The following is a 23,764-nucleotide window of genomic DNA, read 5'->3' on the forward strand; positions in this document are numbered from 1 at the left end:
CGACCGTACGGTGACAACCGATCCCGCTGCCGCCAACCGCCTCCCCAGGCGATTCAGGCTCAGGTGTTGTTGGCCAGGGCGATCAGCCGGCTCCGGTCACCGTTCCAGTGGTTGCGGTCGACCCCGCCGCTGATCCCGGCGACGCTGCCCCGGTCGGTGTACTGCCAGAAGCTCCAGAACGGTGCCCCGGCCGGCAGCGCGCCGACCGTGCTCGACCAGCGGGCGACCCAGAGCGGGTGGTTCGCCCACGGGGCGCTCCAGCTGCCCGTGCACTGGTTCCACCAGCTCGTGGTCGTGTAGATGACGGCGTAGCGGCCGGTGCGGGAGCGGTAGGTGTTGAGGAAGTCCTGGACCCAGTTCCGCATGCCCGTCGTGCTCAGGCCGTAGCAGTAGCCGCCCGCGTACGGGTTGGCTTCGAGGTCCAGCGCGGCCGGGAGGGTGCGGCTGTCGGCCGACCAGGCGCCACCGTTGGAGGCCAGGTAGTTCGCCTGCACCGCCCCGGAGGAGATGTTGGGCCGGGCGAAGTGGTACGCGCCCCGGATGACGCCGGCGTTGTAGGCGGCCACGTAGTTCGTGTTGAACCTCGGGTCCTTGTAGCTGGTGCCCTCGGTCGCCTTGATGAAGGCGAACTGGATGCCCGCGTTGCGGACGCTGGTCCAGTTGATCGCGCCCTGGTAGTGGGACACGTCGATGCCGGGCGTGGTGGCGGCGGACGCCGGGGCCGCGGTCGCGACGAGGCCCGCCGCCGCGGTGGCGAGGGCCGCCAGGGTGGCGGCCAGCAGCCGCCGCAGGGATGTTCCGGTACGGGTCATGGATGCCTCCAAGGACGCCGACTTAATAGACGTTCATCTTTGGAGGTAAGTGCCCCGAATGGCAAGGGGAACTAAGGAAATCTTCATGAACGGCGGAAGCCGGCTACCCTGACGGCGGTGTCTCCGCCGGCGAGCGGACCGGGGTGAGGCGCTCTCCGCCTCAGCGCAGCGCGGCCGGGTCGACGCGCCAGCGGATCGGCGCGGCCAGGCTGAGCTCCTCGCCCGGCTTCGCCACCTGGGCCTCGACGTAGTGCGCGCCGTCGAGCCGGTGCAGCCGCAGCGAGTGGCCAGCGCAGTGACACAGGTCGGGGCCGGTAGGCTCGCGCCCCATGGTGTCGATCGACGGGCTCGGCGGTCTCTGGGACAAGCTGTTCGCGGCGCAGCCGGACCCACCACCCCTGCTGGTGCTGCTGACCGCCGCCGTCGCCCTGGTGGTCGTCTCCACCCGGCTGCCCTGGCGGATCGCCCGCAACGCCATCACCATCGCCCACGAGGGCGGGCACGCGCTGGCCGCCCTGCTCACCGGCCGCCGGCTGCACGGCATCCGGCTGCACTCGGACACCTCGGGGCTGACCCTCTCCGCCGGCCGGCCCACCGGCCCGGGGATGATCCTCACCCTGCTCGCCGGCTACGTCGCCCCGCCGCTGGTCGGGCTGGCCGGTGCGTGGCTGCTCGGCGGCAACCGGATCACCCTGCTGCTCTGGGTCGCCGTGGCGCTGCTGCTGGCCATGCTGATCATGATCCGCAACGTCTTCGGCGTGCTCTCGCTGCTGGTCACCGGCGGGGTGGTCCTGGCCGTCTCCTGGTACGCCGAACCGCAGGTGCAGGCGGCGTTCGCGTACGCCGGGGTGTGGTTCCTGCTGCTCGGCGGCGTACGGCCGGTGGTGGAGCTGCAACGGCTGCGCTCGCGGGGTCGGATGCCCGCCTCCGACGCCGACCAGCTCGCCGGCCTCACCCCGCTGCCGGCCCTCTTCTGGGTCACCGTCTTCGCCCTGGTCAACCTGGCCGCCCTCGGCGCCGGCGCGCTGCTGCTGGCCGGCCCGATCCTCACCGAGGCCGGCCTGACGCCCGGAAAATGACCGGTCGACCGGGCAACCGGCGGCACCGTCCGACGCGTGTCCCCTGCGACCGTCACGGGGAGGTAGCAGGTGCCGGACGTCGACGGATTCGACGAGTTCTACCGGGGCAGCCGCCAACGGCTGCTCGGCTACGTCTACGCGCTCACCGGCGACCTCGCCGAGGCACAGGACGCCGTGCAGGAGGCGTACATCCGGGCCTGGCAGCGCTGGTCGACGGTGAGCGCGTACGAGGAGCCGGAGGCATGGGTGCGGGTGGTGGCGAGCCGGATCGCGGTCAGCCGGTGGCGCAGCCTGCGCAGCCGGGCCCGCGCCTACCTGCGCCACGGCCCCGGCGAGAGCGTGCCCGGCCCGGACACCGCCACCGTCGAGGTGGTCACCGCCCTGCGCCGGCTCCCCGAGGAGCAGCGCACCGCGATCGCCCTCTACTACCTGGTCGGGATGCCGGTCGCCGAGGTGGCCCGGCAGACGGCCGCCCCGGTGGGCACCGTCAAGGCCCGACTCTTCCGGGGGCGCGCGGCGCTCGCCGGGCTGCTCGCCGTCTCTGACCTGGAGGAGGCCGCTGATGCGTGAGGATTTGACATTCGTCGAGCAGGTGCACCGGGACCTGCGCGACGTCCGCTGGCCGGAGCCGGCGGAGATCCGCGCCCGGGCCCGCAGGCGCAGCAGGCGTACGGCGGTGCTGGCGGCGGTCGCGGTGCTCGTCGTCGTCTCCGCCTCCGCCGTGGCGCTCGGGGACCGGTCCGGGCAGCGGGGGCTGGCCCCGGCGGCGTCCCCGTCGCGGCCGGCGGCGCCGGGGGCCCGGGTCGAGATCCCCCCGGCGGCCCTGCTGCAACAGGACGACCTGACGGCGCGCAGCGGTCTGCAACTCAGCGAGGCCGGCCTGGGCGGGAGCGTCGACGTGGGCATGGCCCTCCGCCGGTGCGCCACCAGCCGCGACAGCGGTGTGCCGGCGCAGGAGACCTGGGTGAGCCGGTCGCAGACGGTGCTGCGACCGGCGACCGGCGGGGGGCGGCTCGGCGACGTCCTGGTCGTCCAGGACCTGCACCGGATGCGGGACGACGGGGCCGCCCGGTTCTTCGACGGACTGCGCCGGCAACTCACCGTCTGCCGGGAGTGGCGGGAGGTGCGGTCGATCGAGTGGGGCGGCGAGTCCGTCACCGTCGAGGACGTGCACCGCTGGGACGTGCCGCGCCGCGACTTCGCCGGTGACGAGTCCCTGCTGCTGCGCCACTCCGTCGCCGCGACCCTCGACCCGGCCGACGGAAAGGCGCCCGGCCACCCGTCCACGCCGGACGCGACCGTGGTGGTGCGGGTCGGCGACCTGGTGAGCGTGCTGATCCTGGAACCGACCGCCGAGGCCGACCTGGTCCGCCTCGCCGGGCTGGCCGCGCGGCGCATGTGCGCCGCCGCCAACCCGTCCTGCTGACCGCCGCCCACCGATCGGCCGCCCGCCCCCGGCCCGCGCGATGTCAGGGCAGCCGTGGCCCGCCACGGTCGACGGGGGACACCGCGCGGATCCCGCGGGGGAGAGGCGTCACAGTGGGATGTTGCCGTGCTTCTTCGGCGGCAGGGTCTCGCGCTTGGTGCGCAGCACCCGCAGCGCGCGGACGATCTGGGCCCGCGTCTCGTGCGGCGGGATGACGCTGTCCACGTAGCCGCGCTCCGCCGCGATGTACGGGTTGGCGAGGGTGTCCTCGTATTCGGCGATCTTCTCGGCCCGCACGGCGGCCGGGTCCTCGGCGGCGGCCAGTTCCGAGCGGTAGAGGATGTTCACCGCGCCCTGCGCCCCCATCACCGCGATCTGCGCCGTCGGCCAGGCGAAGTTCAGGTCCGCGCCGAGGTGCTTGGAGCCCATCACGTCGTACGCCCCGCCGTACGCCTTGCGGGTGATGACGGTGACCTTCGGGACGGTGGCCTCGGCGTACGCGTAGATGAGCTTCGCGCCCCGGCGGATGATGCCGTCCCACTCCTGGCCGGTGCCGGGCAGGAACCCGGGGACGTCCACGAAGGTCAGCACCGGGATGTTGAACGCGTCGCAGGTGCGCACGAACCGCGCGGCCTTCTCGGAGGCGGCGATGTCCAGGGTGCCGGCGAAGTGCATCGGCTGGTTGGCGACCACGCCCACCGGCCGGCCCTCCACCCGGCCGTAGCCGACGACCATGTTCTGCGCGTAGAGCGGCTGGACCTCCAGGAACTCGCCGTCGTCGAGGACGTGCTCGATCACCCGGTGCATGTCGTACGGCTGGTTCGCCGAGTCGGGGATCAGCGTGTCCAGTTCCCGATCCTCGTCGGTCACGTCGAGGTCGGCGGGCGCGTCGAAGACCACCGGCTCATCCAGGTTGTTCGACGGCAGGTACGACAGCAGCGCCTTGACGTAGTCGATCGCGTCCTGCTCGTCCGTGGCGAGGTAGTGCGCGTTGCCGCTGCGCGAGTTGTGCGTACGGGCGCCGCCCAGCTCCTCCATGCCCACGTCCTCGCCGGTGACCGTCTTGATGACGTCCGGGCCGGTGATGAACATGTGCGAGGTCTGGTCGACCATCACCGTGAAGTCCGTGACCGCCGGGGAGTAGACCGCGCCGCCGGCGCACGGGCCCATGATCAGGGAGATCTGCGGGATGACGCCGCTGGCCCGTACGTTGCGGAAGAAGATCTCGCCGTAGAGGCCGAGCGAGGCGACGCCCTCCTGGATGCGCGCGCCCCCGGAGTCGTTGATGCCGACGACCGGGCAGCCGATCTTCATGGCCAGGTCCATGACCTTGACGATCTTCTCGCCGAAGACCTCGCCGAGGGAGCCGCCGAAGACGGTGAAGTCCTGGGCGAAGACGCAGACCTGCCGGCCGTCGATGGTGCCGTAGCCGGTGATGACGCCGTCGCCGTACGGGCGGGTCTTCGCCAGCCCGAAGTTGGTGGACCGGTGCCGGGCCAGCTCGTCCAGCTCGACGAAGGAACCCTCGTCGAGCAGCATCTCGATCCGCTCGCGGGCGGTCTTCTTGCCCCTCGCGTGCTGCTTCTCGACCGCGCGCGCCGACCCGGCGTGCACCGCCTCGTCGACCCGCCGATCCAGGTCGGCCAGCTTGCCCGCGGTGCTGTGGATGTTGATCCCGGTCTCGGTAGTCACCCTGGGAATATAACGATGGTTCAGGCCGCCGCCGCTGTGCAGTTCGCCTCAGCCGGGCCGCGACGTCCCCGGTCGACCGGACGGGGGCGGCCGTAGGCTGACGGGATGCCGGGCTCGCCGTACACCGATCTGGACCGCCCGCCGCTGTCGGCGGCGCGGCTGCGGCGGGCGCTGGTCGCCCCGCACGGGCCCTGGGCCCGCCTGGAGTTGCGCGTCGAGACCGGCTCGACCAACGCGGACGTCGCCGAGGCGGCCCGGGCCGGCGAGCCGGAGGGCCTGGTGGTGGTCGCGGAGCGGCAGACCGCCGGGCGCGGCCGGCGCGGCCGGGCCTGGCAGTCGCCGGCCCGGGCCGGCATCGCCACCAGCGTGCTGCTCCGCCCCGGGGAGGCCGTCGCCGAGCGTGGCTGGCCGTCGGCGCCCCAGACGGGGTACGGCTGGCTGCCGCTGCTCGCCGGCGTCGCCCTGGTCGAGACGGTGACCCGGCTGGCCGAGCTGGACGCGGGCCTGAAGTGGCCGAACGACCTGCTCGTCGGCGACGCGAAGTGTGCCGGCATCCTCGCCGAGGCGGTGCCGGGGCCCTCGCCGGCCGGGGCGCCCGCGATCGTGCTCGGTGTCGGCCTCAACGTCACGCTGCGCGCCGACGAGCTGCCGGAGAACCCGACGGGGCTGCCGGCGACCTCCCTGCAACTGGCCGGCGCGGCGGCCACCGACCGGGACCCGCTGCTGCGGGCGCTGCTGCGCGGGATCTCCGACTGGTACGGCGAGTGGCGCGCGGCCGGCGGGGACGCGGTCGCCAGCGGCCTGCGCGACGCCTACCTGGCGAGCTGCGCGACGATCGACCGGCAGGTACGCGTGCTGCTGCCCGGCGGCGACGAGGTGACCGGCACCGCGACCGGCGTGGACGCCGACGGCCAGCTCCTGGTCGCCACCCCCGCCGGCACCCGTGCCCTGGCGGCCGGCGACGTCCTGCATCTCCGCTGATCGCGGACTCCCGCCGCGCGGCTGATCCCCCGGCGGGAGGGGAGCGGCTACGGTCAGCGCGTCCGTTTCTGCGAGGAGGTTCCCGTGGCGTTCCCCGATGACGTGCTCACCGAGGACGAGCACGTCGTGCTGCACCTGCACCCGCACTGGAAGGCGCTGATCCGGCCGGTCGCGGTGCTCGTGCTCGCCGTCGCGGCGGTGGTGGCCGGCCTGGTCCTGCTGCCGTCCGGCGGGGGCGGCTCGATCGCGCTCGCCGTCATCGGCGGCCTGGCCCTGCTGGCGGTGCTGTGGCTGGCCCTGTGGCCGTTCCTGGTCTGGCGGAGCACCCACTACCTCTTCACGAACGAGCGGGTGCTGCTCCAGCAGGGGGTGCTCTCGCGTGACCGGCGCGACATCCCGCTGACCCGGATCAACGACCACGCGATGAACCAGCGGTTCGTGGAGCGTCTGCTCGGCTGCGGGACGCTGACCATCGAGTCCGCCGGCGAGCGCGGCCAGTCCGTCCTGCACGACGTGCCGGGGGTCGGCCGCGTGCAGACCAAGCTCTACGAGCTGGTGGAGGCCCACCACGACAAGCACTCCCTCGGCGACGACGAGATGCGCGACATCCTGGCGGACCTGCACGAGGGCAAGCCGCTGCGGGACCCGACCGCCTGAACCGGCACGGCCCGACCGCCTGAACCGGCACGGCCCGACCGGCGTGGCTCGGCCCGACCGGCGTGGCCCGGGAGCGGGCCGGAACTGGTCGGGCCGGGACGGCGCGTGGGCCGGGACGGCGCTTGGGTCAGCGGCGGGGCGGGCGGCGGGTGGTGGCCTGGAGCTCGGCGGCCAGTTCCGCCTCCAGCTCCCGGTCGAGAGAGCCGCCGAGGCCGGCGTCGAGCGGGACGGGGCGCCCCTGGACCGGGGCCCCCGGGCCGGCCGCCGAGGCGTGTTCGGGGCCGGGCTTGCCGCGTGGGGCACGCCGCGCGGCGCCGGGCGGTGGTTCGGACTCCTCCAGCTCGGAGATCGACTCCGCCAACTCGGCCACCGGGTCCATCTCGGCCATGGTGTCCCACTCGTCGCGCGGGATGCTGTGCCACGTCTCGGCCGCGTGGGCCGGCACGGGTTGGAAGACGAACGTGCGGTAGGACCAGAAGCGGAACAGCGTCGCGAGCAGCACGCCACCGGTCTTGGCCACGTTGAGGGCCAGCAGGCTGGTCAGGCCCAGCCCGTACTTGGCGGCGGCCAGCACGCCCAGCTCGATGAGCAGGCCCGCCCCGTTGAAGAGGAAGAAGAGGACGTACTCGCGCCGCATGGCCGATTTGGGGCGATCCCGGTACGTCCAGTGACGATTCATCAGATAAGACGTGATCGTCGCTACGACGGTCGCGATGACCGTCGCCTTCAGTTGACCGTCCACGAAAACGGTCAGTGCGAGCACATTGAACACGGCGTAATTGATTACGGTGTTGACGCCGCCGACGATTCCGAACTTGAGCGCCTCGTGGATGAACTTCTGCCAGCGCTCAGGCAGCAGACGGACAAGACGCATGCGGAACACCTTAGGGCAGTGGGCGGGGCCGGCAGGCTCCGGCCGGGACGAAGGTGGGCGGCAGGTCACGCCCGGTGATCTCGGTCGTGCTTCTCTTCCGGAACGGAGGGGGTTCCCGCTTCGACGAAGACGAACCGTCGGTAGGACCAGAACCGGAACAGCGTCCCGAGCCCGGTCCCGACGATGAAGCTGGCGATGTTGTCGGCCAGCGGGGTCTGGAACACCTCCGGCCAGATGCTGCCCAGGCCGTAGCGGCTGACCGCCAGGCAGGCCACGGCGATCCCCAGGCCGACGCCGTTGAAGAAGAAGAACAGCGCGTACTCGCGGGCCGGGTTGGAGCGCTTGCGGTGCCGCCACGTCCAGAACCGGTTGCCGACGAACGCCACGGACGCCGCGATCACCGTCGAGATGGTCTTCGCGGTGACCTGCTCGACGCCCCGCACGCTCGTCAGGTAGTTGAAGAGCGCGAAGTCGATCAGGAAGGCGATCCCGCCCACGGTGGCGAACTTGCTCAGCTCGCGGACCAGGTGGCCGAAGCGGTCCACCAGCGAGCGGACCAGACCCGGGCGGGTCTGCGGAGAGCCGGGCTCCCCGGTCGTCGTCGCGGCCACGACGCGAGCCTACCGGCTGGGGTCATCCCGCACGGGTAGCAACGGCGGACCGCTCACCCGGGTGTGCGCCTGTGGACAGAGCGTAACGAGATCGGACGGACTGTGGGGCGGTTCACGGGTTCCGCCGCCCGGACGCGGCCGGCCCGGCCGGTGACGGTTCCCCACAGGATTTGCGTGAAACTGCGCGTGAAAGCGGGTATTAGCTCGTGATGCCGCAGCGTGCCCGTACCTTGTGCAGTTCTTCACAACCAGTCCCACTGACTGGTGACCTCGCCCGGTTTACGCTGAGGCCAATCCCAGGTTTCCACGAAGACGACGCATAGCGCCGTCAAGACTCGTGCATCCCATAGATCGGTCAGCGTCGACCACAAGGAGATGTGTCATGGTTGCTCCGGCTACCGTTCGGGGTATCGATCAGGCCCCGACGTCCCACCCGAAACTGCTCGCCTGGGTCCGTGAGGTCGCTGAACTGACCACCCCCGACCGCGTCGTCTGGGTGGACGGGTCCGACGAGGAGTGGCGGCGCCTCACCGACGAGCTGGTCGAGGCCGGCACCCTGATCCGGCTCAACCCCGAGAAGAAGCCCAACTCGTTCTACGCGCGCACCGACCCGACGGACGTCGCCCGGGTCGAGGAGCGCACCTACATCTGCTCCGTCGACGAGGCGGACGCCGGCCCCACCAACAACTGGATGGCGCCGGCCGAGATGAAGCGGACGATGACGGAGCTCTACCGCGGTTGCATGCGCGGGCGCACCATGTACGTCATTCCGTTCTGCATGGGCCCGGTCGAGGCCGAGAGCCCCATGTTCGGCGTCGAGATCACCGACAGCCCGTACGTGGTCGCGTCGATGCGCATCATGACCCGGATGGGTGCCAAGGTCCTGGAGGCCATGGGCGACGACGCGGACTTCGTCCACGCGCTGCACTCCATCGGTGCCCCGCTCGCCCCCGGCCAGCAGGACGTGGCGTGGCCGTGCAACGAGACGAAGTACATCTCGCACTTCCCGGAGACCCGGGAGATCTGGTCCTTCGGCTCCGGCTACGGCGGCAACTCGCTGCTCGGCAAGAAGTGCTACTCGCTGCGGATCGCCAGCGTGATGGGCCGCGACGAGGGCTGGCTCGCCGAGCACATGCTCATCCTCAAGATCACCTCGCCGGAGGGCAAGGTCTACCACGTCGCCGGGGCCTTCCCGTCGGCGTGCGGCAAGACCAACCTGGCCATGCTGGAGCCGACCGTCCCGGGCTGGAAGGTCGAGACCATCGGCGACGACATCGCCTGGATGCGCTTCGGCCCGGACGGCCGCCTCTACGCGGTCAACCCCGAGTACGGCCTCTTCGGCGTCGCGCCCGGCACCGACTGGAAGACCAACGCCAACGCGATGCGGACGCTGGACCGCGGCAACTCCGTCTTCACCAACGTCGCCCTGACCGACGACGGGGACATCTGGTGGGAGGGCATGGGCGAGCCGCCGGCGCACCTCATCGACTGGAAGGGCAACGACTGGACGCCGGAGAGCGACAGCCTCTCCTCGCACGCGAACAGCCGGTTCTGCACCCCGATCACCCAGTGCCCGATCCTCGCCGAGGACTACTTCGACCCGAACGGCGTGCCGATCGACGCGATCCTCTTCGGCGGTCGCCGCCGGGACACCATCCCGCTGGTGACCGAGGCCCGCGACTGGGTGCACGGGGTCTACATGGGCGCCACGCTCTCCTCGGAGACCACCGCCGCCGCCTCCGGCGCGGTCGGCGTCGTCCGGCGCGACCCGATGGCGATGCTCCCGTTCATCGGCTACCACGCCGGCGACTACTTCCGGCACTGGATCGAGATGGGCAAGGGCACCGACGGCGACGAATCCAAGCTGCCGAAGATCTACTACGTCAACTGGTTCCGCAAGGACCCGGAGGGCAACTTCCTCTGGCCCGGCTTCGGCGAGAACTCCCGCGTCCTCAAGTGGATCATTGAGCGGATCGAGGGGCGCGCCGAGGCGGTGGAGACGCCGATCGGCATGGTCCCGGCCCAGGACGCGCTGGACGTCGAGGGCCTCGACATGACCCCGGAGGACGTCCGGATCGCGCTCAAGGTCGACCCTGAGGAGTGGCGCAAGGAGCTCCCGATGGTCACCGAGTGGTTCGAGAAGTTCGGCGACAAGCTGCCGGGTGTGCTCTGGGCCGAGCTGGACGCGCTGCGTGCCCGGCTCGACGCGGCGCCGCAGCGCTGAGGACAGGTGTGACCGAAGCCCCGATGGGGCATCATCGGATCCCATGAGGACGGCCGCCGCGACCGAGGTCCGGCGGCCGTCCGCCGTCCGGGCGCTGACCGCACTGCTCGCGCTGACCGCGGCGGCCACCGTCGTGGTCGAGCTGCTCAACTGGTGGTACGCCCCGGAGCAGGGCTTCGGGCTGGCGGTGCGGACGGGCTGGGCGATGCTGCGTTCGCTCGGCTTCCTGCTGCTGATCGGGCACGTCCGTCGGGGCCGGACGGTGGCCCGGCCGTTCGGGCTGATCCTGGCGGTGACCACGGTCTTCGCGGTCGGCCGGCTGATCGTGCCCCGGCAGGGGGTGCCGCCGCTGCCGGGGCTGCTGGGGTTCGCCCTGCTCACCGTGCTCTGCGCCGCCGTGGTCTGGCTGCTCTACCGCTCGTCCGCAGTGTCCGGGCACCTGGTCCGCCACCGGCCCCGCCTGGTCATCGACCGGGAGGGCATCTCCTGGCGGGAGACCCCACCCCGCCGGCCGGAGGTCAGCGGTTGGCTGCTCACCAGCCGGGTCGCCGCGTTCACCTACAGCCCGCTCATGCTGGTCCCGGCGCTGGTCGCCGGCGGCGCGGTGCTGGACGACCGGCTCGCCGCCGTGCCCGCCGTGCTGTTCTGGTTCGCCGCCGGGATCGTGACCAGCTACGCGGTGCTCTTCTGCACCGCCTTCCTGATGCGCGGCAAGGGCTGGGCGCGCACGCTGCTGGTGGTCGTCACCGCGATCGTGCTCGCCGTCGACCTGCCGCTGTGCTGGTGGCTGCTCGGCCCGGACGGGCTGGTCCGCGACGGCGGCCCGCTGGTGGCCGCCGCCGCGCTCGCGATCTACGGCCTCTGGCGCGCCACCCGCGCCGAACGCGCCGCCCGGCCGGCGTAGGGCGCCACCCGCGCCGAACGCGCCACCCGGCCCGCGTAGGGCGCCACCCGCGCCGAACCCCCGGCCGGGCGGGCACGGTGCAGAGGTGTTCCAGGTACCGCCCCTAGCCAAGGTGATCACCCTCCGCCGCAGGGCTCGGACCCGCCCGGAGCCGCCCCGGCCCCGTTCCCCACCAATTGGCCCTCGGCGGGTGCACCGCCGGCCGCCCAGGGGCGGTGCCATTCGCGCTGTCGACCTGCCCCGCCCACGAGACCGCTCTCAGGCCCACCTCGCTCCGCCCGCTGTTCGCCCCCGCCCTGCTCGCTTCTGTTCCTGCTTCGCCTGTTCCTGCTCCGCCTGCTCCTGCTTCGCCCCGCTGTACGCCGCCGCCTCCGAGATCGCCTGTGCCCCGCCCCGCTGTTCGCCGCCGCCTCCGAGATCGCCTGTGCCCCGCCCCGCCCTCCGCCCCCCACCGACGGAGGCGTCCGCGGGCCCGCCACGCCCCGCCCTTTACCGATCTTGGTAGGAACATGCCCCTCAGGGGCACGTAGCTACCAAGATCTCCCGCACGCCGTCATCCCGCGTGCGTGGGGAGGCGCTGTTGCTGCCGGGGATGGTCAGGGGGCCCCGGACTGGACCTCGACTTCTGGTTCGTGGGCCGCCGCCAGGGCCCCGGGAGGCGCCGCGAGGGCCTCGGGAGGGCGCCGGGAGGGCCTCGGGAGGGCGCCGGGAGGGCGCCGCGAAGGGGCGCCGGGAGGTGCCGGGAGGGTGCCGGTGTTCGTGGTCGTCGTTGACGGGCCGGGCGGGTTTCGCCGTGCTGGGCGTCTCCGGCGGCAGGATGGCCGCAGGAGCCGGACCGGCGGTGGGAGGCGACGCGTGGGCGACGAGTCCGTGGGCGACGAGTTCGACGTGGTGGTGGTCGGGGCCGGTCCGGCGGGGTCGGCCGCGGCGCTGGCGGCCCGGCGGGCGGGGGCGAGCGTGCTGCTGCTGGACCGGTCCGACTTTCCCCGCGACAAGGCGTGCGGGGACGGCATCGCCGCGCACGCGCTGGACGTGCTGGACGAGCTGGGGGTGCCCGACGCGGTGACCGGGTACGCGCCACTGCCGGCGCTGCGGCTGGTCGGGCCGGGCGGCGGCGCCGTGGCCCGGGCGCTGCCCCGGCCGGCGTACACCGTGCCCCGCAGGGTCTTCGACGCGCGGCTGGTGGCGGCGGCGGTCGCGGCCGGCGCGCGGCTGCGCCGGCACGCGGTGCGGCACGTCGAGGTCCGGGCCGACCGGGTGGTGCTCGACGGCGTGCTGGCGGGGCGGGCGGTGGTCGGCGCGGACGGCGCCGGGTCCGTCCTCCGGCGGGCGCTCGGGCACCGGCCGAATCCCGACCGGCACCTGGCGCTCGCCATCCGGGGGTACGCGCCGGCGCTGCCCGGCCCGCCCGAACAGCTCATCGTCACCTCGGCGCCGCGCTGGCCGGCGTACGCCTGGTCGTTTCCGATCGGGGACGGCCGGGCGAACGTCGGGTACGGGGAGGTGCTGCGGGGCGAGCCGCTGACCCGGGCGCACCTGGTCGACCGGCTCGGCGCGCTGCTGCCCGGCACCGACCCGGCGGCGGTCACCGACCTGCGGGCGCACCACCTGCCGCTGTCGACGCACCGTCCCGCCCCCGGGCGCGGCCGGCTGCTGCTCGCCGGCGACGCGCTCTCCCTGATCAACCCGTTCACCGGCGAGGGCATCTTCTACGCGCTGCTCTCCGGCGCGCTCGCCGGCGCGGCGGCGGCCGGCTCGCCCGAGCAGGCCGCCCGGCGGTACGCGGCGACGCTGCGCCGCCGCCTCGGCATCCACCTGCGGCACAGCTCGCTCGCGGCGTGGCTGGCCCGGCGCCGGCGGGTGGTCGACGCCGCCGTCCGCGCGGCGGGTCGGGACGACCGCGTCTACCGGACGGTGGTGGAGCTGGGGCTGGGCGACGGGCGGCTCGACGCCCGCACGCTGGGCATGATCGGCATCGGTCTGCCGGCGTGGGAGCGGACTCCGAGGCGGTGATTCGGCGCGCAGGTCGCTACGCTGCAAGGTGATGACTCTGCGGGACCTGATCTATTCCGTGTACGAGCGTCGCCTCACGGCGAAGCTCGCAGGCAAGCCGGTGCCCCGGCACGTCGGCGTGATGTGCGACGGCAACCGCAGGTGGGCCCGGGAGATGGGCTACGTCGACCCGAACGACGGCCACCGGATGGGCGCCGTCAAGATCAAGCACATGCTGGGCTGGTGCAACCAGGCCGGCATCGAGCACGTGACGCTCTACCTCCTGGCCACCGACAACCTTCGCCGGCCGGCCAAGGAGCTCGACCCGCTGCTCCAGATCATCGAGGACCTGGTGGTCGAGCTGGCCGAGGAGGGCAATCCCTGGCGGCTGCGCATGGTCGGCGCGCTCGACCTGCTCCCGGCCTCGACCGCCGCCGCGCTGAAGGCCGCCGAGGAACGCACCCGGGACCGCAGCGGCGGGACCGAGGTCAACATCGCCGTCGGCTACGGCGGCCGGCGGGAGATCACCGACGCGGTGCGGTCGCTGCTGCTGGAGTACGCCGCCAACGGCGGCACCCTCGAGGAACTGGCCGAGGTGCTGGATGTCGAGCACATCGCCGAGCACCTCTACACCCGGGGCCAGCCCGACCCCGACCTGGTCATCCGCACCAGCGGCGAGCAGCGCCTCTCCGGCTTCATGCTGTGGCAGTCGGCGCACTCGGAGTTCTACTTCTGCGAGCTCAACTGGCCGGACTTCCGCCACATCGACTTCCTGCGCGCCCTGCGCTCGTACGCCAACCGCCAGCGCCGCTACGGCGCCTGACCGACCCGGAGCGCCTCAGCGCCTCAGGTGAGGTGTCGGGTGGCGTCAGTCAGGAACGCGCCGAGGGCGGCGGGGGAGTCCAGGGTCAGGTCGGCGGCCTCCGCGACCTCGTGGCCCGTCTCCGGGTTGGCGACGGCGACGCAGACGCCGAAGAAGTCCGGATCGGCGGCGGCCCGGGCCCGAAGCGCGGCGAACGCCTTGATGTCGGAGACGTCGTCGCCGAAGTACCACGCACCCTCGGCGTCCCGGACGATCTCGTCGATCACCATGCCCTTGTCGCGGTCGACCGGGGGCTTGAGCTCCAGCACCATCCGCCCGGCCTGGACCTTGAGCCCGAGCCGCTCGGCCTGGGCCTGGCCCCACCGCTCCACGGCCGCGCTGAGCTGCGGCGCGGTGCGCCAGTGCAGCGCCACGGAGAGCCGCTTGTATTCCACCAGCGCGCCCTCGGGCAGCTCGGCCCGGGCCAGGTCGGCCAGCTCGGCCATGGTGGGCACCCAGGGCAGGGCCGCCGGCTCCGTCACGGTCTCGCCGCCGGAGTGGCTGTGCTCCAGGCCGTAGAGGCCGTACAGGTCGACGCCGGTGAGCCCGCCGAGGTGGTCGCGGAGGAAGTCGACCGGGCGCGCGGAGACGATCGCGATCCGCCGGACGACCGGGGCGAGTGCCTCGATGGCCGCCAGCACCTTCGGGGCGGGACGTACGGCGGTGGGATCGTCGTCGACCGGCGCAAGGGTGCCGTCGAAGTCGAAGAAGAGCACGGTCCCGGCCGCCCTCCCGGCGGTCGTCCGCCAGGCCTGGTCGGCGTCCAACGGGTTCCTCGGCTGCTGGTTGCCCAGATTCAACGGCGGCACGCGCGACAGCGTACCCCGGGCGGGGCGGCTCAATCCCCGGCCGAGAGGTGGCCTCCGGCCGGCGCCCCGGGGGCGCGCGGTCGGGGTGCGACGGGCCCGACGGTCAGCGTTCGGCGGCTCCCCGTCCCCGCCGGCCGAACGGCACGACGGCGGCCTCCTGGCCGTGGTTGAGCAGGTAACCCTCGACGAAGCCGCTGTTGCGGTCGCCGGTGCGCTCCTCGATCTCCTGGAGCCGGCCGACGAGGAAGTCGGTCAGGGCGCTGACCCGGTCGTCGAGCCGGTGGTGCAGCTCGGCGACCACGGCCAGGATCACCGCGGTGCCGGCGGAGGTGAGCGCGACGAGGTTGACGAGCAGGGGAAGCTGCCCGCCGTTGACCGCCAGGGTCACCACGTTTCCGGTCACGCCCAGTGTCAGCGACACGGTGGCGATCACGACTGCCATCCACTTCAGGGTCATGGACAGACCCCTCCTTCTGTCCCGCAGGGCTGGGTTCGGCCTTGTCCCGTCCCCCCGCCGACGACGAGCCCAAGCAGTACGAGTACGGACGCTAGCGCGCCCGTTCCGGCCCCGGAGCGAAACGAATGAGTCTGACCTGCCGTTCTTTCGCCATCTGAGGAACTAGCCGGCCTGTTTACCTCGTTTTCGGACATGGACCGGGAGGGTGGGGCGGTACGCGAGATATCTGATGGTTTCCCGGATGTGGAACTTCTCCGCGTCGGAGACCTCGGGGTCCACCAGCCGCCGCAGCAGCGCCTCCACGTCCGGGTCCATCGGCGGCGTGGCCGGGGCGCTGCGCGGGGCGGTCGCGCGTTCCCAGCCCAGCGCGGCGAAGGCGGTCGCCGGGCTGAGGCCGAGGCCCTCGCAGAACGCGACCACGCGCTCGGCCTCCGGGTCGCTCGCCCAGTCGCCCCGGACCCAGCGGTTGATGGTCTGCCGGGAGACGCCGGTGCGACGGGACACCTCGGTGCCGCTCCACGCCCGGGTGGCCCGGGCCTCGTCGAGCGCCCTCCGGACGAAGGTGGCGAAGGCGATCTTCCGTGCGTTGGCCGTCTCGGTCACCCGGTGACGGTACGACCATCCGGCCACCGGCGCGTGTCCTGGCACGCTGTTGTCACGCGGACGTGACGTTTTCTTCGGGATGCCGGTAAACGATCCGGCACCGCTTCTGAGGGGTGTCACCTGGGCAGAATAGATGCCCGTAGAGGCTGCCGTAAACGGACGAAAAGCTGATACTGTCACGCCCATGAGACAATCTACGGTGTGTCACGTGCATGAGACGATCAGTGCTCACATGCGTCACGCCCCCGGCGCGAGGGGGGTGTGGTGACCGAGCTAGCCACCCGTGCCCAGGCCTTCGGCCTGATCGCGGAGGGGGTGGCCACGGGCCTGAGCGCGCCATGGCGGCTCTACCTCGCCCGGGGCTGCCGTTACCTGTCACTCAGCGTCGGCGACCGCACCGAGTGGGACGCCTGGCGTACCCACCTGGGCTGCCCCGAGGTCAGCGTCCGCGTCTACGACGCCGGCGGGGAGATCCGCCGCTCCTCGGTGGCCGAGGTCGTCCTGGACGGCTGCCGGATCAGCGTCGAGCTGGTCGAGGAGGTCAGCACCGACGACCTGGACCGGCTCCTGGTCGCCGAGCCCACGCCGACCGAGCCGGAGGAGCGATGAAGCGGGACCCGCGGCGCACCGGAGCCGCCGGATGAGCCCCTTCCTCGCCGTCTTCCTCGTCCTCGTCCTCGGCGCCACGAGCTACGCGGCCGGGAGGTTGCACGGCCAGCTCAGCTACCGGATCGGCTACCGGTTCGGCTACCGGCAGGGCTACTTCGACGGCGACCGGGGGGCCTGGAACCGGCGTCGCCGCGACGCCCAGGCCGCCATCGCGTCCGCCCTGGCCGGCCCGTCGCCCGCCGCCAACCGGGTCACCGGCACCGTGGTGCGGCCCGGCACCACGTACACCGGCTCGTCGTTCTCGACGCCGGTCGCCCCGGTCGCCGGGCGGCACCCGACCGGCACCCTGGTCCGGCGGACCGGTTGAACCCCGGTCGACGGGGAGCCCGAGGCCCCGTCGACCGGAACCAGGACGCGGTGCGTCGTCCGCGGCGGACACGCACCGTCGGGACCACGTCAGACCGGTGACGGTGGTTCCCGCCGGCCGGGATGCGCGCAGGGGGCATGCATCCCGGCCGGATCCGCCGCCGGCCGAGTTCACCCGCCGGTCCCCGGAGATCCACCGCCGACCACTAGCCGACGGGGTCCGACGCGGCTAGCGTCTAGGCATGGCACGGGGTTCTCCCGGGCCAGCCGGTCCGCCCGGATCTGCGACCTCGCGCACGGGGTTCCGCATCCGACCCCGTGTCCCCGGGCACCGGAGGAGGCGGAACGCGGGTGGCGGGTGCCCATCCGTCGGAGCAGGCCTGTGACGACTCGCCGTACGCCCGCCGGGACCGACCAGACCCCGGCCGCGACTGCCACGACCCGCCGCGCCACCCGGAGCCGCCGCGGCGCGTCCGCCGCTCCGGTGGACACCGAGGAGCCCCGACCAGCGGGCCAGGCGTTCGTCCTGGACACCTCGGTGCTCCTGTCCGACCCGGCGGCCTTCCACCGGTTCGCCGAGCACGAGGTGGTCCTGCCCCTCGTGGTCATCTCCGAGTTGGAGGGCAAGCGGCACCATCCGGAGCTGGGCTGGTTCGCCCGGCAGTCCCTGCGCATGCTGGACGAGCTGCGGGTCCGGCACGGGCGGCTGGACCGCCCGGTGCCCGCCAACGACTCCGGCGGCACGCTGCGGGTGGAGCTCAACCACTCCGACGACGGCGTGCTGCCGCCCGGGTTCCGCACCGACTCCAACGACACCCGGATCCTCTCCGTCGCGCTGAACCTCGCCGCCGAGGGGCGGGAGGTCACCCTGGTCAGCAAGGACATGCCGCTGCGGGTCAAGGCCGCCTCGGTGGGCCTGCGGGCGGACGAGTACCGGCACGGCCAGGCCAGCGACCCCACCTGGACCGGGATGGCCGAGCTGGAACTCGCCGAGGAACAGATCGGCCGGCTCTACGCCGGCGAGGCGCTGGACCTGGACGCCGCCGCCGGGCTGCCCTGCCACACCGGCCTGGTGCTGCATTCGGGCCGGGGCTCCGCGCTCGGCCGGGTGCTGCCCGACAAGACCGTACGGCTGGTCCGCGGCGACCGGGAGGCGTTCGGGCTGCACGGCCGCTCGGCCGAGCAGCGGATCGCGCTCGACCTGCTGCTGGACGAGTCGGTGGGCATCGTCTCGCTGGGCGGGCGGGCCGGCACCGGCAAGTCCGCGCTGGCCCTCTGCGCCGGGCTGGAGGCGGTGATGGAGCGCCGCCGACACAAGAAGGTGGTGGTCTTCCGCCCGCTCTACGCCGTCGGCGGCCAGGAGCTGGGCTATCTGCCCGGCTCGGAGTCGGAGAAGATGTCGCCCTGGGCGCAGGCGGTCTTCGACACCCTCGGCGCGGTGGTGCACGAGAACGTGCTGGAGGAGGTCACCTCGCGGGGCCTGCTGGAGGTGCTGCCGCTGACGCACATCCGGGGCCGCAGCCTGCACGACGCCTTCGTGATCGTGGACGAGGCGCAGTCGCTGGAGCGCGGCGTGCTGCTCACGGTGCTCTCCCGCATCGGCCAGGGCTCCCGGGTGGTGCTCACCCACGACGTCGCCCAGCGGGACAATCTCCGCGTCGGCCGGCACGACGGGGTGACCGCCGTGATCGAGGCGCTCAAGGGCCATCCGCTCTTCGCCCACGTCACCCTCAGCCGTTCGGAGCGTTCGCCGATCGCCGCGATGGTGACGGATCTTCTCGAGGACATCCCGCAATGACAGTCTTTATGTAGGAGTTTGTCCGCATTCTCTTTGTGGCGCAGATCACAATCGGTGCTCTTCGTTTCCCATCAGCCTCACCGTGCGCGATGGTGTCCCACGAGCGCCCACGTACCGAGAAGATCGTTGGTGATCGTTCGTCACAGGACACGCCAACAGTCACCGGGGTACGTCGGCTGCGACCGGCACCGGGTCGGGGCGCTCGCGACGCGCGGACGCGACCCACCCGGGTCGACGCCCCGCGCCGTGTCCTTGCACCCGACGAAGGGACCACTTCGTGAGTCGGCTGTGGAGCCGGTTCGGCGCCCGTACGGCCGCTGTCGCACTGCTCTCCGTGGGCGTTGCCGGCGGTGTCTACCTGGGTGAAGACCGACAGACCCAGCAGCAGGGCCTGACCGCGCAGGTCGGCGCCGCTGTCGAGCAGGCCGAGTTCGAGTACCAGCGCGAGCGGCAGGCCGCCCAGCAGGTGCAGTCCGCGAAGCAGCGGACCGCCGAGTACCAGGCGAAGCTGCGCGCCGCCGCGGCAGCCAAGGAGGCCGCCAAGCGCGCCCGCGAGGCCGAGGCCGCCGCCGCGTCGCGGAAGAAGGCCCGCGAGGCCGCCGCCAAGGCCGCGGCCGAGAAGGCCGCCGAGAGCAAGCCGTACACGGGGCCGATCCCGGCCTCCTGCGCCGAGTTCAGCGGCAACCGCGAGGTCGGCTGCGCGCTCATGGTGAAGGCGGGCTTCGGGATGGACCAGTTCCCGTGCCTGAACAAGCTCTGGGACAAGGAGAGCGGCTGGAACCACAAGGCCCGCAACCCCTCGTCCGGGGCGTACGGCATCCCGCAGTCGCTGCCGGGCAGCAAGATGGGCTCGGTCGCCGACGACTGGCAGACCAACCCGGCGACCCAGATCAAGTGGGGCCTCGGCTACATCGAGGGCCGCTACGGTTCGCCCTGCAAGGCCTGGGCCCACTCGCAGGACGTGGGCTGGTACTGATCGACCTCCGACGGCGGGGTGTGTGGGCGTCCACACACCCCGCCCTCGTCGTTCCGGGTACGGATCGCCGCAGAAGTGGCGGCTGCGCCCGACACCTGATAGCTCTTGACGGGTGACCCTGCACCCGGGAAGCGGCGACCCGCACCGGTTCGGCACCGAGGCGTTCTACGCCGCGCTCGGCCGGGCCTTCGTCGCCATGTGCGCGGTGGTGCCGTTCCTCTTCCTCATCGAGGCCCTCGACCAGGGACTCGCGGTCGGCCTCGACGCCACGGCCGGGATCATCCCGAAGCGCATCGACGGGCTCGACGGGGTCTTCTTCTCGCCGTTCCTGCACCACGGCTTCGACCACCTCTACAGCAACAGCATCCCGCTGATCCTGCTCGGCACCTTCGTGCTCGCCGCCGGCGCCCGCCGCTTCCTCTGGTCGACGCTCGTCATCATCCTGGTCAGCGGGCTGGGGGTGTGGTTCACCGGTTCGTCGACCTCCGTGGTGGTCGGCGCGAGCGGGGTCATCTTCGGCTACCTGGGCATCCTGCTGACCCGGGGCATCGTCGAACGGAGCTGGTGGAACTTCGCGGTCTTCCTGCTCGTCGGCCTGCTCTACGGCTGGCAGCTGGTCGGCATCCTCCCCACCGACGAGCGGATCTCCTGGCAGGGGCACCTGTTCGGGCTGCTCGGCGGGGTGGTCGCCGCGGTCATCTTCCGGCGCCGCCGGGGAGACCTGGGCGGCCCTCACCGCTCGGAGTCCACGCTCACCATGCCCTGAGCGCCGACGCGGCGGTGCCGCGCGGCCCGGTGGGACATGCTTGCCCCGGGCGCGCCGCCGGCCCTACCGTCGGGATCAGCACGCGTTGATCCGTGAGCGGAAAGCGACGGTACGCACATGCGCGAGGTCGATGTCGCGGTGATCGGGGCCGGCCCCGCCGGGCTGTTCGCGGCCTACTACGCCGGATTCCGGGGGCTCTCCGTCGCGGTCGTCGACGCGCTGCCCGAGCCCGGCGGCCAGATCACCGCCATGTACCCGGAGAAGCTGATCCACGACGTCGCCGGCTTCCCGGCCGTCAAGGGGCGGGACCTGGTGGCCAACCTCGTCGCCCAGGCGGCTCCGTTCGACCCGTACTACCTGCTCGGCACCCGCGCCGAGAAGCTCTCGTACGCCGACGGGCAGCCGGTGCTCGGCCTCGCCGGGGGCGGGCAGCTGCGGTGCGGGGCGGTGATCGTCACCGGTGGGCTGGGCAGCTTCACGCCCCGCCCGCTGCCGGTGGCGGAGCACTTCGCCGGCGCCGGGATCGTCTACTTCGTACCGCAGCCGGCGGAGCTGGCCGACCGGGACGTGCTGATCGTCGGTGGCGGCGACTCCGCCTTCGACTGGGCGTCGACGCTCGAGCCGCTGGCCCGCTCGGTGACGGTGGTGCACCGGCGGGAGAAGTTCCGGGCGCACGCGGCCACCGTCGCCCGGGTGCTGGGGCTGCCGGTGCGCGTGATCGTCAACGCCGAGGTGACCAGGCTGCACGGCGACGGCGCGGTCACCGGCGCCGAGATCACCGTACGCGGCGGCGCGGCGGAGCTGCTGCCCGTGGACACGGTGGTGGCCGCCCTCGGCTTCACCGCCGACCTCGGCCCGCTGGCCGAGTGGGGGCTGCGGCTGGACCGCCGGCACATCGTCGTCGACAGCGCGATGGCGACGAACCTGCCCCGGGTCTTCGCGGCGGGCGACATCACGGAGTACCCGGGCAAGGTGCGGCTGATCGCGACCGGCTTCGGCGAGGCGGCCACGGCGGTCAACAACGCGGCGGTGGCCATCGACCCGAGCGCGCACCTCTTCCCCGGGCACTCGTCCGACGGCACCTGACGCACCGCTGCGGCGCCGCGATGGCGCGGGCGCGGGCGCGGGGCACGGTCGGCGCCGGCCGGGCTCCGGTCCGGCACGCCGCCGGGCACCGGCACGCCCGGTCCGGCACGCCCGCCGGTGGCGGCGTCAGCGGCCGGGGCGGGGCGGCGGGGCGAGGGCGGCGACCCCGACCGCGACCAGGGTCAGCGCCGCGCCGAGCAGGGTGACGGGCCCCGGGCGGGAGGCCGCCGTGGGCAGCAGCAGGTCCAGCAGTACGGCGCCGACGATCTGCCCGGCGATGGTGGACAGGCCGAGCAGCAGCACGCCGGTGAACCGGACGATCGCCGCGGCGATCGCGATGAACACGATCCCGATCGGGCCGCCCAGGTAGAGCCACGGCTCGGCCGGCGCGCCGCCCGCCGGCCAGCCCCGGAGCGCGACGTCGACGGCGAAGGCGACCAGCAGGGCCACCGTGCCGACGGAGAAGTTGACGAGCGTGGCGGTCAGCGCGCTGCCGGCGGCCATCCGTACCCGGCCGTTGACCGCCTGCTGCCAGGCGATGGCCACCCCGGCGAGCAGCGGCAGCAGGGCCAGCACGAGGGTGCCCGGGTCGCCGAGCCGGTCGCCGACGGCCAGCAGGACCGCGACCACGGTCAGCGCCGCGCCGGCCAGCCGCTGGCCGGTGACCGGCTGGCGACCGCCCGGACCGACCCCGGCCCGGTCGACGGCCAGGCTGCTGCCGGACTGGCCGGCGACCACCGCGACGGTGAAGACCGCCACGCCGAGGGTGCCGATGGTCAGCCCCTGAGCGGCGACCAGGAGCGCGCCGCACGCCCCGCCGAGGCAGTGCCACGGCCGCAACGTGCCGTCGGTGAGCGCGCCGCGCAGGACGACCAGCCCCCGCCGCCCACCCGGGGTGGCGGGGACCAGCACCAGCAGCACCAGCAGGCCCACCCCGAACGAGACGACCGCGGCGGCGATCCCGTCGGCCAGGCGTACGCCCAACTCGCCGTTGATCCGGGACTGCACGGCCACGGCCAGCCCGGAGGCGGTCGCGAGGCCCACGCCGGTGATCCGGCGGGCCGCCGACGTGGCTGGAGTGGCCAGCGTCCCGGCGACGCTCACTCCTGCTCGGCCAGCGGTCGGCCGTCGAAGTCGACGGCCGAGTAGAGCGCGAGTTTCTCCAACCGGTGGTACGAGTCGATCACCCGGATCGTGCCGCTCTTCGAGCGCATGACGATCGACTGCGTGTACGCGCCACCGGCCCGGTAGCGGACGCCCCGCAGCAGGTCGCCCGAGGTGACGCCGGTGGCCACGAAGAAGCAGTTGTCCCCGGTGACGAGGTCGTCGGTCGTGAGCACCCGGTCCAGGTCGTGCCCGGCGGCGAGCGCCTTCTCCCGCTCCTCGGCGTCGCGCGGCCAGAGCTTGGCCTGCATCGCCCCGCCCATGCACTTCAACGCGCAGGCGGAGATGATGCCCTCCGGGGTGCCGCCGATGCCCATCAGCACGTCGACGTCGGACTCGCCCCGGGCCGCCGCGATGGAACCGGCGATGTCCCCGTCGGAGATGAACCGGATGCCCGCCCCGACCCGGCGGATCTGCGTGACCAGGTCGTCGTGGCGGCTGCGGTCCAGCACGCAGACCGTGACCTCGGAGACGTCGGTGCCCTTGACCTTGGCGATCCGGCGCAGGTTCTCGGCCACCCCGGCGTTGATGTCCACCACGTCGGCGTACGCCGGGCCGACGGCGAGCTTCTCCATGTAGAAGACCGCGCTCGGGTCGAACATCGCGCCCCGCTCGGAGACGGCGAGCACCGCCACCGCGTTCGGCATGCCCTTGCTCATCAGCGTGGTGCCGTCGACCGGGTCGACGGCGACGTCCACCTCCGGGCCGGTGCCGTCGCCGACGTGCTCGCCGTTGAAGAGCATCGGGGCGTTGTCCTTCTCACCTTCACCGATCACCACGACGCCCCGCATGGGGATCGAGTTGATCAGCTTGCGCATCGCGTCGACGGCGGCTCCGTCGCCGCCCTCCTTGTCGCCCCGACCGACCCAGCGACCGGCGGCCATCGCCGCGGCCTCGGTGACCCGGACCAGGTCGAGGGCGAGGTTGCGGTCGAGATCCTGTGGGATCCGCGTCCTGGTGTTCGTCATGACGGCTCCTCCTCGCGACGTTGCGGGGCGGCAGGGTGCGGCGTCGCC

25 protein-coding genes and 1 pseudogene are annotated in these 23,764 nt (G+C 72.9%); 15 read left to right on the plus strand and 11 right to left on the minus strand.

The window, feature by feature from the left end; genetic code table 11:
• Nucleotides 1–59: 59 nt before the first annotated feature.
• Nucleotides 60–812, minus strand: a complete 753-nt coding sequence (locus tag EV374_RS08530; protein WP_132233330.1) for a GH25 family lysozyme — start codon at nucleotides 810–812, stop codon at nucleotides 60–62.
• Between the two features lie 160 nt (nucleotides 813–972).
• Nucleotides 973–1,143 carry a hypothetical protein gene (locus EV374_RS08535; RefSeq protein ID WP_486485644.1) on the minus strand — a complete coding sequence of 57 codons (171 nt, stop codon included), beginning with the start codon at nucleotides 1,141–1,143 and terminating at the stop codon, nucleotides 973–975.
• Between EV374_RS08535 and EV374_RS08540 the strand changes: the two genes are divergently transcribed.
• The 3 genes from EV374_RS08540 (at nucleotide 1,142) to EV374_RS08550 (ending at nucleotide 3,317) form a co-directional block, all read left to right on the plus strand.
• Nucleotides 1,142–1,891 carry a M50 family metallopeptidase gene (locus EV374_RS08540; RefSeq protein WP_132233332.1) on the plus strand — a complete coding sequence of 250 codons (750 nt, stop codon included), beginning with the start codon at nucleotides 1,142–1,144 and terminating at the stop codon, nucleotides 1,889–1,891. The two genes, EV374_RS08535 and EV374_RS08540, sit on opposite strands and share 2 nt — an antisense overlap.
• Before the next feature lie 69 nt (nucleotides 1,892–1,960).
• On the plus strand, nucleotides 1,961–2,461 hold the full coding sequence (locus EV374_RS08545) for a SigE family RNA polymerase sigma factor (RefSeq protein WP_132233334.1): 501 nt from the start codon (nucleotides 1,961–1,963) through the stop codon (nucleotides 2,459–2,461).
• Nucleotides 2,454–3,317: a hypothetical protein gene (locus EV374_RS08550; protein WP_132233336.1), complete on the plus strand. Its 864-nt coding sequence runs from the start codon at nucleotides 2,454–2,456 to the stop codon at nucleotides 3,315–3,317. The genes EV374_RS08545 and EV374_RS08550 overlap by 8 nt, the downstream gene beginning before the upstream one ends.
• 108 nt (nucleotides 3,318–3,425) lie before the next feature.
• Here EV374_RS08550 and EV374_RS08555 read toward each other — a convergent pair whose 3' ends face one another.
• Nucleotides 3,426–5,009, minus strand: coding sequence for an acyl-CoA carboxylase subunit beta (locus tag EV374_RS08555; RefSeq protein WP_132233338.1), 1,584 nt, complete (start codon nucleotides 5,007–5,009; stop codon nucleotides 3,426–3,428).
• 105 nt (nucleotides 5,010–5,114) lie between these two features.
• Here EV374_RS08555 and EV374_RS08560 point away from each other — a divergent pair, with 105 nt between their 5' ends.
• Together EV374_RS08560 and EV374_RS08565 are read left to right on the plus strand one after the other, a co-directional pair.
• Nucleotides 5,115–5,990, plus strand: a complete 876-nt coding sequence (locus EV374_RS08560) for a biotin--[acetyl-CoA-carboxylase] ligase (protein WP_132233340.1) — start codon at nucleotides 5,115–5,117, stop codon at nucleotides 5,988–5,990.
• An 84-nt stretch (nucleotides 5,991–6,074) separates the two neighbouring features.
• Entirely contained in the window at nucleotides 6,075–6,647 is a 573-nt protein-coding gene (locus tag EV374_RS08565; protein WP_132233342.1) for a PH domain-containing protein, read from the plus strand.
• Nucleotides 6,648–6,774: 127 nt separating this feature from the next.
• Here EV374_RS08565 and EV374_RS08570 read toward each other — a convergent pair whose 3' ends face one another.
• The 3 genes and pseudogenes from EV374_RS08570 to EV374_RS33290 form a co-directional block, all read right to left on the minus strand.
• Nucleotides 6,775–7,521 carry a GtrA family protein gene (locus EV374_RS08570; protein ID WP_132233344.1) on the minus strand — a complete coding sequence of 249 codons (747 nt, stop codon included), beginning with the start codon at nucleotides 7,519–7,521 and terminating at the stop codon, nucleotides 6,775–6,777.
• A 65-nt stretch (nucleotides 7,522–7,586) separates the two neighbouring features.
• Nucleotides 7,587–8,132, minus strand: coding sequence for a GtrA family protein (locus EV374_RS08575; protein ID WP_132233346.1), 546 nt, complete (start codon nucleotides 8,130–8,132; stop codon nucleotides 7,587–7,589).
• A gap of 156 nt (nucleotides 8,133–8,288) precedes the next feature.
• Nucleotides 8,289–8,378: pseudogene (locus EV374_RS33290) on the minus strand (GtrA family protein); the annotation flags it as partial.
• 136 nt (nucleotides 8,379–8,514) lie between these two features.
• Here EV374_RS33290 and EV374_RS08580 point away from each other — a divergent pair.
• From EV374_RS08580 to EV374_RS08600, 4 genes are all read left to right on the plus strand, one after another.
• Nucleotides 8,515–10,356 (plus strand): phosphoenolpyruvate carboxykinase (GTP), encoded by a 1,842-nt coding sequence (locus tag EV374_RS08580; protein WP_132233348.1) that lies wholly within the window; start codon nucleotides 8,515–8,517, stop codon nucleotides 10,354–10,356.
• A gap of 43 nt (nucleotides 10,357–10,399) precedes the next feature.
• Nucleotides 10,400–11,260 carry a hypothetical protein gene (locus tag EV374_RS08585; protein WP_132233350.1) on the plus strand — a complete coding sequence of 287 codons (861 nt, stop codon included), beginning with the start codon at nucleotides 10,400–10,402 and terminating at the stop codon, nucleotides 11,258–11,260.
• Nucleotides 11,261–12,115: 855 nt separating this feature from the next.
• Entirely contained in the window at nucleotides 12,116–13,273 is a 1,158-nt protein-coding gene (locus EV374_RS08595) for a geranylgeranyl reductase family protein (RefSeq protein ID WP_132233352.1), read from the plus strand.
• A 31-nt stretch (nucleotides 13,274–13,304) separates the two neighbouring features.
• Nucleotides 13,305–14,075 (plus strand): isoprenyl transferase, encoded by a 771-nt coding sequence (locus tag EV374_RS08600; protein ID WP_132233354.1) that lies wholly within the window; start codon nucleotides 13,305–13,307, stop codon nucleotides 14,073–14,075.
• Between the two features lie 23 nt (nucleotides 14,076–14,098).
• Here the strand turns inward: EV374_RS08600 and otsB are convergent, their stop codons facing one another.
• The 3 genes from otsB to EV374_RS08615 form a co-directional block, all read right to left on the minus strand.
• Complete coding sequence (otsB, locus tag EV374_RS08605; protein ID WP_132233356.1) at nucleotides 14,099–14,923, minus strand: trehalose-phosphatase; 825 nt, start codon at nucleotides 14,921–14,923, stop codon at nucleotides 14,099–14,101.
• Between the two features lie 103 nt (nucleotides 14,924–15,026).
• Complete coding sequence (locus EV374_RS08610) at nucleotides 15,027–15,380, minus strand: hypothetical protein (protein ID WP_132233358.1); 354 nt, start codon at nucleotides 15,378–15,380, stop codon at nucleotides 15,027–15,029.
• A gap of 162 nt (nucleotides 15,381–15,542) precedes the next feature.
• The gene (locus EV374_RS08615) at nucleotides 15,543–15,983 is read right to left on the minus strand and encodes an XRE family transcriptional regulator (protein WP_132233360.1); all 441 of its coding nucleotides are present in this window, start codon (nucleotides 15,981–15,983) and stop codon (nucleotides 15,543–15,545) included.
• A 264-nt stretch (nucleotides 15,984–16,247) separates the two neighbouring features.
• Here EV374_RS08615 and EV374_RS08620 point away from each other — a divergent pair, with 264 nt between their 5' ends.
• The 6 genes from EV374_RS08620 to EV374_RS08645 all read left to right on the plus strand — a co-directional run bounded on the left by EV374_RS08620 (nucleotide 16,248) and on the right by EV374_RS08645 (nucleotide 21,584).
• Entirely contained in the window at nucleotides 16,248–16,592 is a 345-nt protein-coding gene (locus EV374_RS08620; RefSeq protein WP_089003683.1) for a hypothetical protein, read from the plus strand.
• A gap of 31 nt (nucleotides 16,593–16,623) precedes the next feature.
• Nucleotides 16,624–16,959: a hypothetical protein gene (locus tag EV374_RS08625; protein ID WP_132233362.1), complete on the plus strand. Its 336-nt coding sequence runs from the start codon at nucleotides 16,624–16,626 to the stop codon at nucleotides 16,957–16,959.
• A 381-nt stretch (nucleotides 16,960–17,340) separates the two neighbouring features.
• Nucleotides 17,341–18,756 (plus strand): RNA 5'-3' helicase PhoH2, encoded by a 1,416-nt coding sequence (phoH2, locus tag EV374_RS08630; protein WP_132233364.1) that lies wholly within the window; start codon nucleotides 17,341–17,343, stop codon nucleotides 18,754–18,756.
• Between the two features lie 277 nt (nucleotides 18,757–19,033).
• A complete protein-coding gene (locus EV374_RS08635; RefSeq protein ID WP_132233366.1) occupies nucleotides 19,034–19,732 on the plus strand; it encodes an aggregation-promoting factor C-terminal-like domain-containing protein in 699 nt (232 codons plus the stop codon).
• A 112-nt stretch (nucleotides 19,733–19,844) separates the two neighbouring features.
• Nucleotides 19,845–20,498 carry a rhomboid family intramembrane serine protease gene (locus EV374_RS08640; protein ID WP_132233368.1) on the plus strand — a complete coding sequence of 218 codons (654 nt, stop codon included), beginning with the start codon at nucleotides 19,845–19,847 and terminating at the stop codon, nucleotides 20,496–20,498.
• Nucleotides 20,499–20,615: 117 nt separating this feature from the next.
• On the plus strand, nucleotides 20,616–21,584 hold the full coding sequence (locus EV374_RS08645; protein WP_132233370.1) for an NAD(P)/FAD-dependent oxidoreductase: 969 nt from the start codon (nucleotides 20,616–20,618) through the stop codon (nucleotides 21,582–21,584).
• Between the two features lie 126 nt (nucleotides 21,585–21,710).
• On the opposite strand, the gene EV374_RS08650 is transcribed toward EV374_RS08645, so the two are convergent.
• Together EV374_RS08650 and glpX are read right to left on the minus strand one after the other, a co-directional pair.
• A complete protein-coding gene (locus tag EV374_RS08650; protein ID WP_486485645.1) occupies nucleotides 21,711–22,688 on the minus strand; it encodes a DMT family transporter in 978 nt (325 codons plus the stop codon).
• A complete protein-coding gene (gene glpX, locus EV374_RS08655; RefSeq protein ID WP_132233372.1) occupies nucleotides 22,685–23,716 on the minus strand; it encodes a class II fructose-bisphosphatase in 1,032 nt (343 codons plus the stop codon). Before glpX ends, EV374_RS08650 begins: the two co-directional genes overlap by 4 nt.
• Nucleotides 23,717–23,764: the final 48 nt, after the last annotated feature.

The organism is Micromonospora sp. CNZ303 (genome assembly GCF_004345505.1).